Raw genomic sequence first — 12,732 nt, forward strand, 5'->3', positions numbered from 1 at the left:
TTCGTTCGTATTTTTCAAAAGATTTTATTTTTATAATGAAGCCATAGTTACAATAGGAGTGGAAGTTATGGAAACGAAAACATCTGAAAAAAGAATCATTAAAAATTATATCGGTACGGAACTACATGCAAAAGGCTGGATTCAAGAAGCTGCTCTTCGCATGCTTTATAACAACCTAGATCTAGAAGTAGCAGAAAGACCAGAAGATCTTGTTGTCTACGGTGGGATTGGGAAAGCAGCTCGTAACTGGGAATCTTTTGATGCCATTGTGAAAACGCTTTTAGAACTAGAAGATGATGAAACACTTTTAGTTCAATCAGGTAAGCCAGTAGTTGTATGGAAATCACACAAAGATGCACCACGCGTATTGCTTGCGAACTCAAACCTTGTACCTGCATGGGCGAACTGGGAGCATTTCCATGAGCTAGATAAAAAAGGCTTGATGATGTACGGTCAAATGACAGCAGGTAGCTGGATCTATATTGGAAGCCAAGGTATTGTCCAAGGTACGTATGAAACATTTGCAGAACTTGCACGTCAAGAGTTTGGCGGTTCATTAAAACATACCATTACATTAACAGCAGGTCTTGGCGGAATGGGCGGCGCTCAGCCACTTGCAGTAACCATGAATGATGGAGTTTGTATCGCGATCGATGTAGATGAATGGAGAATTGACCGCCGTATCGAAACAAGATACTTGGATGTAAAAACAAAAGACCTTGATGAGGCGCTTAAAATAGCGTTTGAAGCGAAAAAAGAAGGAAAAGCACTCTCCATCGGACTTCTTGGCAATGCAGCAGAAATCTTACCATTAATGATTGAAAAAGGCTTCAACCCAGATGTACTAACAGACCAAACTTCAGCTCACGATCCGCTTAATGGATATGTTCCTGTTGGTTATTCATTAGAAGAAGCAGCTAGATTAAGAGAAGAAGATCCTACACTATATGTAAAGCTTTCTAAACAAAGCATGGCAACACACGTAAAAGCAATGCTTACAATGCAGCAAAAAGGCGCTGTTACATTTGACTACGGTAACAATATCCGTCAGGTAGCAAAAGACGAAGGCGTAGCAAATGCATTTGATTTCCCTGGATTCGTTCCAGCCTACATCCGACCACTGTTCTGTGAGGGAAAAGGACCTTTCCGATGGGCAGCATTATCTGGTGATCCAGAAGATATCCGTAAAATTGACGAAGCATTACTTCGTGTATATAAAGATGATGAGCATCTTTGCAAATGGGTGCGTATGGCACAAGAAAGAATTGCGTTTCAAGGTCTTCCAGCACGTATTTGCTGGCTTGGATACGGTGAAAGAGCCCGTTTTGGTAAAATTATTAACGACATGGTTGCTTCAGGTGAAGTTTCCGCGCCAATCGTTATCGGTCGTGATCACTTGGATGCTGGTTCTGTTGCTTCTCCAAACCGTGAAACAGAAAGCATGAAAGACGGCAGTGATGCAGTATCTGACTGGCCAATCCTAAATGCGATGATTAACGCAGTTGGAGGCGCAAGCTGGATTTCTTTACACCATGGCGGCGGCGTAGGTATAGGATATTCACAGCACTCTGGTATGGTTATCGTTGCCGATGGCACGAAAGAAGCAGAAGCACGATTAGAGCGCGTATTAACGACTGACCCTGGTATGGGTGTTGTCCGCCATGCTGACGCTGGTTATGAACTAGCGATTAAAACAGCGAGAGAAAAAGACATCAAAATGCCAATGTTAAAGCACAACTAAGACCAGACCGAAGCGGATTGATTCGAATGAGTTAAGTACTTTTTATCAGAAATGCTTCTCAGCTCTTTACCTTACAGGGGAGCTCAACAACTCCCCTTGTTAAAGGTGTGATGTCTGAGCAAAAGTATAGAAGAATATCGCCGGGATCTCTTTTGGATGAGCAAAGAGTAAAATTTTTTGATAGATATGTGGAGTGGGAATATGACTTATTCAATAAAATTTATAAAAAAAAATGAACAAACTACAAATTTATGGTCCGGTGGAAAAACAACGCAACTGGCCATTTATCCTGAGGATGCGGATTATAGTAAACGGAATTTCCAATGGCGCATTAGTACTGCTGAAATCGAAGTAGAAGAATCCCTATTTACACATCTGCCAGGTATTCAAAGAGTAATAATGACACTTGAAGGTGAAATGGATCTTGAGCATGAAGGAAAACATTCGGTGTTTTTGAAGCCATTTGAGCAAGATCGTTTTGATGGTGGATGGACAACACGAAGCAAAGGGATTGTTAGGGATTTTAATTTAATGTTATCTGAGGGATGGGATGGAGGGCTTACCTGCATTCAGGTTAATAAGGATATTCAAGATTTAATGTTGGATGTGACAGGAACCGCAGAGGTTTTTTATTGTGTTGATGGAATGGCAGGAGTTGAAATAGGTGAAGAATCCTCAATATTTTTCGAAAAAGGCGATACATTGATTTTTATGAGGGATATTTTATCTGAGGAAATGAGTATTAAGTTTCGTCGTAAAATGGGAAAAACGGTTACGGTCATTAGAGCAAGTATCATTGTTAAGTAACAGGGTGCCTAATTCTATTTTTAAATATATTAATCTATGAAAGCGCTTTTTTGTACGGTCTTATGGTATTTTTAAGATTGTATAAGAATTAATTATAAGAAACTAAAAAAGAGGTGTTTTATGCAAGCGGTACAAAAAAAACAAACTCAGCAAACAAATCTAGGAGATCAACACGAACACCTAGAGAGAAAATTAAAAACAAGGCACCTATCCATGATTGCCATTGGTGGAACGATTGGAACAGGTCTTTTTTTAGCAAGTGGTACTACTATTCATGATGCCGGTCCAGGTGGGGCGATTGCGGCTTATCTAATTGCGGGAATCATGGTTTATTTCCTCATGACAAGCTTAGCGGAGATGGCTGCATTTATCCCAATTTCGGGTTCTTTTAGTACCTATACAGCAAGATTTGTTGACCCTGCCTTAGGGTTTGCGGTTGGATGGAATTATTGGTACAACAATGCTATTATTCTTGCTCTTGAATTATCGGCTTCTTCATTGATTATGAAATATTGGCTGCCTAATGTTCCAGGCATTATCTGGAGTGCAATTTTTCTCGTCCTTATTTTTGGCCTAAATGTTTTATCTGTAAAAGGTTATGGTGAATCCGAATTTTGGTTTTCCATTATTAAGGTTGTAACCATTTTGATTTTTATTGTTGTTGGATTATTGATGATCTTTGGAATTATGAATGGACATACTGGTGGATTTGGAAATCTTACAAAAGGTGAGGCGCCATTTAAGGGAGGTCTTTTATCCATATTTAGTGTCTTTATGGTAGTAGGATTTGCCTTTCAAGGAACTGAAATGGTTGGAGTAGCTGCAGGTGAAAGTGAAAATCCTGAAAAAAATATCCCTAAAGCGATTAAGCAAATCTTCTGGCGAATTCTTTTATTCTATGTTTTAGCCATTTTTGTCATCGGATGTTTAATTAGCTATAATGATCCCAATTTATTAAGTTCCGATCTTGAAAATATTGGGGTAAGCCCATTTACTCTCGTTTTTAAACATGCTGGGCTGGCATTTGCCGCAGCTGCGATGAATGCTGTCATCCTTACATCCGTTTTATCTGCAGGAAACTCCTGTTTATATGTTGGTTCACGGGTGCTTTGGGTATTGGCAGAAGAAGGTAAAGCACCAGCATTTTTGAAAAAAGTAAATAAAGGCGGCGTCCCTGTAAACGCATTGTATGCAACTACTTTTATAGGAATGCTTTGCTTCCTAACTTCTTTTTTCGGTGACGGAGCCGTTTATTCATGGTTATTAAATGCTGCCGGTCTAGCAGGTTATCTCTCTTGGTTAAGTATTTCAGTTACTCATTATCGATTCCGAAAAGCTTATATTGCGCAAGGCAGAGACTTTAAAGATCTTCCTTATTTTGCGAAATGGTTCCCGTTAGGACCAATACTTGCGACAATATTATGTTTAGTGGCAATGCTCGGAACAAATTACGGGGCATTTATCGGGGATAAGATTGACTGGTATGGAATTCTGGTTTCTTATATTGGATTACCTTTATTCTTACTTGGATATTTTAGCTATAAAATTGTAAAGAAATCAAAGATGGTTCCATTACAAGAGGCTGATTTCAGTCGAGAATAAGATCACTTTTTCACTAACGCTTTGGAATTTCAAAGCGTTAGTGCTATTCATAGGGGCGTTTTCCATGCAGATATCAGATGAAATAGAGAATCGTCCCTTAGTGAATCAGCGATCTTGAGCATGTCAGAAAATAGAAAAAAGGAATTTGATGTGGAAGCAGAATTAGTCCCTATTCATAAAACTAATACTGCAAGCGGCCTAATAATAGGGATTTGAAGGGTAATCATCTCACCTGTGCTTTCAAAGCCAATGACCTGTTGAATGACAATAAAGATTTCATTTCCACTTAAGTTTTTTTAAAACGCAAATTAGACTATTCCACAATCGAGCCAATTCTGCAGCATGAATTGTGCTCCTTCTTTATGTTAAGGGCCATTTAATGAAATAAAAATCTCAAGCATGGTTGATTTTTCATGTTAACAGCAGCATGGAGTTTGTGAAGTATTGTACTTAAACTATATGGCAGGTTAGTTTAAGTGCATTTCTTCACAATATTAAGAAAAAAGTATTCTCTCTTTGTTAGTAAAATCGTTTTTTTTATTTTTGTCTGGTGTCACCAAACTAAATTAAAGGCATTTCTAAAATTGTTTAAATACTAAATCAATTAAGTACCCATTATATTGAATGATTTGAACAAAGTTTATTATTTATTGCTGCGAACAAAACAGCCATGTTCATACCTGGCTGTTGAACTTCCGCGCTTTAATATTTTTTAGTAATTATAATATTCTCTTTACTAATTCTCCGACTTGCTCTGCCATATCGCGTGGCGGATAAGGTATTCCTTCTTTAAGTCACCATTCCACCAGTTCAAAGTATGCAGCGGAAACAAATCGAATAATGATATCTTCGTTTAATCCTTTATTTTTGCCTACGGTAACACTGACTTCGTCTCTTAAGATGGGGATGGGGAAGCCACCTTTTTACGAGGTACCGCCAACAAAAATGATTTTTAATGTACCGTATTTATGATACGTTTCACCGTAATGAATCAATATGAAGTATAGAAATTAGAGAATCTCTAATAATAAAAAAATTAAGAGGACAAACTTTAGGAATTCTTTTAGTATCGGAGTGAACCGTGTGCATAATAGTTATTGTTTTTTTGCATTACTCATTTCAAGTACGATACTGTTTTGTTTTATTTTATTAAAAAAAAGAAACACTCGAACCCTGTTTCTTTATTTAACAATGGTTGGATTTGGTTATATCATCGAGACCACTATATTTAATTTCTTAGGAAGCTATGATTATAACCCCAATATTATCAAGCGTAATTCATTTTATGACAGTGAATTGGGAGCGTTTTTCTCAAACGCATTATCTTTACCGGTCACAGCAACCTTGATAGCAACTTTCCACTTAAATTGGCTTTGGATTATCTTTTTTTCTGGCTTCTTTGTAGGGATTGAATGGTTATTTTTAAAGCTTCATATCTATACACAGCACTGGTGGAAATTAGCATATACAGGATTAGGTCTCCCTTTATATTTTTCTTTAGCTAAGGTTTTCTATAAATGGATTTTACACCCTTCAAGGGGATTCAAACACAATTTGATGCTCTATTTAATCACGGGTTCCATATCTGCCAGTGCCCATATTCTTCCGATGCTATTTTTCTTGAATAGATTTTATCGCCCTAGATGGTTTGAGAATGTAGGGAAAGATTCCATTGCATTCTCAGCAATTTACTATTTATGCGCAAGTCTTTTTTATTGTCTAATGATTAAAATCAATTGGAAACCGAAGTGGATCAAATATATTTTAACAGGTATATTTATTTATACTGTGAATCAAGTTCTTGAAAAGATTGGAATTCTTCATAGTCTCATATGGTGGGACCAAATTTACTATATTTGTTTAGCATTATTTCTTATTTTCCTTGTTGGAGTTATAGATAAAAGATTATCTAAACAAATAGTAGCCGATAAAAATCCATCCTAATGAAAACAGGTGCAGTTCGGATGCGCTTAACGGGTTTTTGCTGTTCATTATTTGTCACCTTTATCTTTTTACTATGGATTATCCCCTCCGGAGTTCAAATTATCCTTTATCATACGGGATGATGACATAGTAAAATAACCGCCGTTTTTTATCAATAGCTTTTTTGTTTGTTTAATGGAATGACCTTTAACGATTAACTATTTATTAAGTCACGACTGAATTCTATTTACTTAATTCATTTAATAAATCGTGGACAATGTGTTGTTCAAAATCTTTTGGCTTCTCCAATAGAATCCCTCTTCTTGACGCAGCTGCAATTATTAGTCCTAATTCATAGTACATATTTTTAGAAACTAATCCTTTCGAAATCTTTTTCTGCACTTCATTATAAAATTGAATCAAAAAATCACTTGGTAATATTTCATATAAAGACATTTTCAAAAACACCCACTATTCCTACCTTATTAATTGGAATAGTACCAATTAAAATTGATATTGAAAAGAGTTTTTTCTCCAGAATCATAAATTTGTCATTTAATTACAAAGACATTTGACAATACGGGTTTAAACTTGTTGAACTAAAGAAGCAGTTTAGTAAAAGAAGATATTTACTATAACAAGTTGAATATATCCTGAATTTTAAAGGGGAAAAGTGGATTTACTGGTAATAAAAATACACGTTCCAATTTTTGATATTTCGGTGAATGAAAAGGAAAAAATATGAACTATTCTTTACAAAGGATTTATGGTGCCTTACTATAAGTTTAAATTTTTAAATTTATGTTTACTTGAAGGAGAAAAAACTAAAATGATACCAACGTGATATAACCAATCTATCGATTCATAAACAAAGGATTATTTCACCTCATCAGGCGGAAAATGAAAAGAATGGGACTGCATATTTAGATTTAAATGGTCTTCCAGATATTCCTTATAGCTGCGAATGGAGATGGGAGAGAGATGATATAGTATTTGGAACAATGTATATTGATGGGTCTTTAAATGAACAAAGGTCTATTGGTTGATTTAAAGTAGGAACCAATCTTGATAGGGATGATATTGTAATTTATTACGTTAGACACCAGGAAGAAGACCGCATATATTTTAAGAAATGGTTGCAAGAACAACTCTACGGAGGCGAATTTATGAAGGAGACCCAAGAATTAATTAAACTTCTTGATGAAATAGACCTTTTTAATCGTTTGTTAGCAGCTAGATATATACAAAGAAAAATGGAGTATATATACTCAACCGTTAAGATATAAAGGAACAAGGACCGTTTCCTAAAATATTCGGGATGGTCATATTTGTTTTGAGTTGTTGAGAGGAGTAAAAAAGCTTTAAAGAAATAAATCATCTAAAGTGGAAGGATTTAGATAGTAAACTAATAGAGAACAGCATTTTGTGGAGGAATATACTTTCACTAACGGGTGCAAGAGTTGAAGAATGGGGTTGTTGCGGCGATCCTTTTTTGTTATTGAGCTAACGGAGCAGGATAGTGGAAGAAACGTCTAACACTTGTCCATAAGCCAACTAAAATCTGTGCTCACCTTTTTTAACCAATGTGGAAATAGAAGATACGAAATACTTATCCTCATTCTAAAGTCGGCATTCTTAACAGAGAATTTAATCTATGTTTGAGGTTATCCATTAAAAATGCTGATTTAATCAATAAAGAAATTAAAACGGAAAATAAGCGAATAAGTTTTTTCAAAGCTATCCCCCCACATTGAGATTTAGTGTTAAAAATAACACCACCATTTTTCTGTGCATAAAAATTATATTTATTGATTGTTTGTAATGATTTGAGTACGGTCCTCCATTTGTGGAGGCTCTTCAAACCACCCTTTTTTTATCATAATGTTAATTCCTTCTTCACCGTAGAAAAAGACATCCTTGGCAATTAATGTTGATTGCATTATTAAATCTCTTCTTAAGCTGAAAAATGTCCCAAAACTCATTCCTACAATGGCGAATCCGTTGAGGAAGGCGATACAGTGCATCATCAGTTTGTCAGAAAACGGCGAGACTGTGGATGTAGTGACTGTACTTCCAGAAGTAGCAGAGAAATGAACATTTGCCTTTATAAGCATTTCCTCAAAGGTTTGAATTTGTTTCTTCGCAAGTTCCATCCCTTTTACACAATATTGTTTTACTTCTTTGTCCAGGGCACATTGGGCAAAACCAGTCATCAACTGCAATCCAACATTATTAGATTCAATTCCGTGGTGCAAGATGCCCAATTCAATATCGTTGAAGGACCGTTTTTGGCTAAATGGGTTTAATCCCTCTAAATATTCTTTGCTTTTTATAAACTCCGTTGTTTTTGGCATCGTTACTTTTGGAGGAAGGGTAAGAATCCCTTTTCTTAGCAAATAAAGAGTAGCTAGTTTATAAATTTTGAGTGTAACCACATTCAGCCCTTCAAATATTGACATGACATCGACATGGTAAGCCATATTCATACTGATGGTGTATAAGCCCATGCTCATTTCTTTAAAAACGCGAAGGAGCATAATGTCAAACCCGTTGTCGTATAATTTTGGAGCGTCTAAGTTAACATCTTGTTTTGTAAATCCAATCGGAACGGCAATTCCTTGCTGTTCGAAAAGATTTTTCATCAACTCTGTATAAAAACTGACTTCTTGCCAGCATATACCTAAAAGGTTTCTTGCTTCCTTGTCATCTGCTTTTTCCAAGAAGTATTCCGTAATTCTTAGAATCATTGTTTTTTCCATGTATGTAAGCCAAAGCATTCCAATCTCCGATGCACTTAAAGGACTTTTATCATCTAACATGTGTAACCTCCGCTGTCTTTTATTTATTTTTTACAATATATTGAAATCGATTCATAAATTTCAATTAAAGGTCAGTTGCTTCCTTGTTTCATTACACGATTGCCTTTTACAAAATATTGATGGTATGGCTCGGTGATGAAAGCACACGCAAGGTAAAAGCGTAATGCTAATGTACCGTTATTACCTTATTATGGGGATTCTTCAGATAAGATTTACCTCCACCAAAGAGTTTGTGAAGGTTTACACTTAATCTAAAGGGTGCAAGAGTTAAAGAATGGGATGGCTGCGGCGATCCCTTTTTCATTGCACTAACGAAGCAGGTTACTTGAAGAAGGAATAACTGGATTTTTTATGGAACAATAAGTAATCAACAATAAAAATGGAGAGTCAGTATGTCTAATTTAGTTGGGAAGAATCGTATGTAGGACCTATAAGGAAATTAATCGGTCATAACGCGATTGGGCTTTCCTTTGTGAACTATTCTGTTTACCTCACCTTTTACAAACTTTATTTTGCCTAAAAACAGCAGGAGGAATTACTTCCTGAACGTACGGGTGCGTGGGAGATTGATCTCGTCAACTAAACTGTTCGCCCCCTACTTGTGGAATGATGTTTGAGGCTGGTTGGGACATTTGATCTCGTATAACAAGCGAAGCTATGGAACTACAAGAAGGAATAGGGGTAACTGGTGACTAAAACTGAGGGAGAGATAAATAATGAATCCAGTCGTTGGCCTGGATGTAGCCAAAGGGGAAAGTGAAGCTCAAGCCTTTTTAGACAAAGATAAACCGTTTGGAAAGAGTTTTAGTGTTAGTCATACAAAGGAAGGTTTAGATTCTTTCATTTCGTTTCTAAAAGAATTAAAGAGAAAATCTGGGGTTAAATCAGCAGTTATTCTTGAGTCCACAGGACACTATCATACGCCAATTATTCAAAGCTTAGAGGAATATCAATATTTATATATCCTGGTTAATCCAATCATTTCATATCAGGCAAAAAAAACAAGCCTTAGAAAGGTAAAGACCGATGCAGTCGATGCTTATCACCTTTGTATTCTTTATTACAAAGAAGAATTTGAACCGTACAAGAAAAGAGGGGAAAGATTCTTAAACCTGCGAACACTATCCAGACAATACGAAACAGTAACGAATCTTTACGTTCAGACAAAACTTCAGTTCCACACTATACTTGATCAAGTTTTTCCTGAATATAGAGGAGTATTTGGCGATTTATTTTCGAAGGTTTCCCTAAAATTATTAAAGGAATTTCCAACATCGGAAGATGTTATTTTAACTGGGTGCTTTTTCTTTATTTATCAAGTACCGTACAAATTTCAATATCAGGAACATCATACTGTATATGAGGGGATAGAATAATGCGGAATATGTTATCTTCCATTCTCCAGAAAAATACTCATAGCCGATTAAATGAAAAGATTTTTCAAAGCCTGTCGAGAAGACAGACCATACCATGATATACTGTAGCTTTTTCAACCATGGCTTTCCATAAGGAAACCATGTAAGGATAAGATAGGCTGAGGCGGGATAGATGCCAAGGATAATAACAAATGTTTGCCACTCCATGATATGTTCTTTAAAGAAGCCATAGATATTCTCCATCTTGTCTGTCCATCTATCGAAGGTTTCTGCTATGAATAGGCAAGTAACAATCGTTGCATAGTATTCAATGGGTTTTAATACTGGCTTTGCTTTAATTGCCACAATATTAAAGATTGCAGACGATAGGAACAGCCACCAATACCACATAAACAACCACCTGACTCTACGATAACTAATGTTAGGATTAACCATGCGGTCAAATATTATTTCTTATTGCTTCTCATATTGGAATCAATGTTCTTCCTACAAGAAAGATTGAGATAGTAAAGATATTGAAAAGGACTTTGTGAAGGAATGTACTTACACTAACGGTTGCAAGAGTTAAAGAAAGTGATCGCTGCGGCTGTCTTTTTTCTTGTTGTGCAAACGGATGCAGTATAGTTGAATGAGTTGTTTTAAAGTATTAACAATTTGGAATATTAATGAAATGATAAAAATGAAGGTGTGATGACAATATTTCAAATTGTTGTTTCATTCATTTGTTTACTTTCGGCATGGAAATGGGGAGACTGAAAAATTCCGAAAAGTATTATCCTACCTTGGCGTATGTAACAGTAGGAAATCTAATATATAAAGTAAATGCTTTATTAAGCTTCCACCTTTAGAAAGTACATGATGGTAGTTTACTTAGTCATGAAACAACATACTTTATCTATCTACTGCTTATTATGATTCCTGCAATTTTTGTTTACCTATCTAAATTTCCAGAAACTCGAATAAAAAGAATCTTATATGTTTTTGATTGGATAGTTTTATTTATTGTAATGGAATAGGTGGGTATGAAATATTTTCATGCTTTTAATCACTATAACGGTTGGAATATTTGGTGGTCTTTATTATTTGATTCAGTGATGTTACCTATGTTACGACTACATTTTGTTAATTATAAATTAGCTTTGTTACTTAGTATTCCATGTATTCTGTTCATGTTGATTAAGTTCAATTACATATGAGAAAAAGGAGAGGTTATTTATAACAATCAAAATGCTAAAGAAATCCGCTTTAATAGCAACTATTGTTATATTGATCTTATTAATAATTTCGGTTAGTAATCCAATTACCAAAATAGGAACTGAAGTAGAAGGAGCAAAGAGACCAATCATAATTCAAGCCCCAATGCCAATAGAAGCTGAAAAATTTGTACCAAAATTAAAAAATGTTAAAGAAGAAAAATCAGGAACTTTTGTGTTTTACAAAGGCACTCTAGACAAATATCCTGTAGTCGTTGCTAAAACAGGGAAGGGAATGGAAAATACAGCTGCAGCTACAGCTGTGGCGATTGAAAAATTTAACCCACTAGCCATAATCAATCAAGGAACATCAGGCGGGCATGATTCAAATTTATATGTATTTGACATTGTGTTGGGTAAACGAGTTACAAACATAGGTTCATTAAATACAGCAAATAGGGATGAGAACCAAGGAATTGATCCAACAAAATGGAAACCTGTGGATTTATTGGCTTCTGAAGGAAATGGGTTAGAAGATCCTATAGTTCAAAAGATTCGGTACTACGATGCAGATAAGGATTTACTCGCAGCCGCCGTAGCAGTTAAAGATAACTATACTAAGGGTAAGGTTGTCGAAGGTACGATAGGTTCATCAAACGTTTGGAATAATGAAGTTGATCGAATTAAATGGTTCCATACTAACTATGGAACATCTGTAGAGGAAATGGAAGGTGCTGCTGCAGCACAAATTGCCAAGGCATATGATGTACCATTCTTGTGTATTCGAGTGCTAGCAAACAATAAAACAAATGGCGGTAAATACAACCCGGATACAGCAGCAGCAAACCAAGAATACGTTTATGAAGTAGTTAAAAAATATATATCGACGATTCCAATCAAATGATAAAAATAAACAATAAAACCTAATGGAAACTTATTAAAGGTTTCTGTTTTTGGGTGCTTAATTAATGAATCAAGAAATGAAGTATTAATTCAAATGGCAGCCTTTTTCTTATTAATAATGTTAACGACAGATTTGTTAGGAAAAACAAACAAACTACAAAAAGGTATGGTAGTAGTGCATGAAGGGAACTTGTGAAACATTGTACTTACACTAACGGGTGCTTGAGTTTAAGAGAGGGTTGTTGCGGCGATCCTTTTTTCTTGTTGCACTAACTGGCAGCATTCCTGTAATGAAGAAATATGAGGTTTGAATATAAAAAAGCCCCTTGGTAAGATATGAGTGTCCAAAGCTTGGCGGCAAAAAGGAC

Annotated in this window: 8 protein-coding genes and 1 pseudogene; 6 read left to right on the forward strand and 3 right to left on the reverse strand. The window is 35.7% G+C overall.

Annotated elements, in window-relative coordinates; translation table 11 throughout:
• The first annotated feature begins 67 nt into the window (after positions 1 to 67).
• From hutU to PH210_RS25575, 4 genes are all read left to right on the forward strand, one after another.
• A complete protein-coding gene (gene hutU / locus PH210_RS25560; protein WP_289989190.1) occupies positions 68 to 1,741 on the forward strand; it encodes a urocanate hydratase in 1,674 nt (557 codons plus the stop codon).
• A 186-nt stretch (positions 1,742 to 1,927) separates the two neighbouring features.
• Positions 1,928 to 2,548: a HutD/Ves family protein gene (locus tag PH210_RS25565; protein WP_289989198.1), complete on the forward strand. Its 621-nt coding sequence runs from the start codon at positions 1,928 to 1,930 to the stop codon at positions 2,546 to 2,548.
• A 120-nt stretch (positions 2,549 to 2,668) separates the two neighbouring features.
• Positions 2,669 to 4,150: an amino acid permease gene (locus PH210_RS25570; RefSeq protein ID WP_289989191.1), complete on the forward strand. Its 1,482-nt coding sequence runs from the start codon at positions 2,669 to 2,671 to the stop codon at positions 4,148 to 4,150.
• Positions 4,151 to 5,233: 1,083 nt separating this feature from the next.
• Positions 5,234 to 6,094 (forward strand): hypothetical protein, encoded by an 861-nt coding sequence (locus tag PH210_RS25575; RefSeq protein WP_289989192.1) that lies wholly within the window; start codon positions 5,234 to 5,236, stop codon positions 6,092 to 6,094.
• Between the two features lie 222 nt (positions 6,095 to 6,316).
• Here PH210_RS25575 and PH210_RS25580 read toward each other — a convergent pair whose 3' ends face one another.
• Complete coding sequence (locus PH210_RS25580; RefSeq protein WP_289989193.1) at positions 6,317 to 6,529, reverse strand: hypothetical protein; 213 nt, start codon at positions 6,527 to 6,529, stop codon at positions 6,317 to 6,319.
• Between the two features lie 1,349 nt (positions 6,530 to 7,878).
• Positions 7,879 to 8,892, reverse strand: a complete 1,014-nt coding sequence (locus PH210_RS25585) for a DUF3231 family protein (RefSeq protein WP_289989194.1) — start codon at positions 8,890 to 8,892, stop codon at positions 7,879 to 7,881.
• A gap of 716 nt (positions 8,893 to 9,608) precedes the next feature.
• Here PH210_RS25585 and PH210_RS25590 point away from each other — a divergent pair.
• Positions 9,609 to 10,181, forward strand: a pseudogene (locus PH210_RS25590) (IS110 family transposase); the annotation flags it as partial.
• Here the strand turns inward: PH210_RS25590 and PH210_RS25595 are convergent.
• Positions 10,182 to 10,658, reverse strand: coding sequence for a hypothetical protein (locus tag PH210_RS25595; RefSeq protein ID WP_289989195.1), 477 nt, complete (start codon positions 10,656 to 10,658; stop codon positions 10,182 to 10,184).
• An 837-nt stretch (positions 10,659 to 11,495) separates the two neighbouring features.
• Between PH210_RS25595 and PH210_RS25600 the strand changes: the two genes are divergently transcribed.
• Positions 11,496 to 12,365, forward strand: a complete 870-nt coding sequence (locus tag PH210_RS25600) for a 5'-methylthioadenosine/S-adenosylhomocysteine nucleosidase (RefSeq protein WP_289989196.1) — start codon at positions 11,496 to 11,498, stop codon at positions 12,363 to 12,365.
• Positions 12,366 to 12,732 lie beyond the last annotated feature (367 nt).

This window comes from Paenibacillus sp. BSR1-1 (genome assembly GCF_030403775.1).
GTDB lineage: Bacteria > Bacillota > Bacilli > Bacillales > Cytobacillaceae > Neobacillus.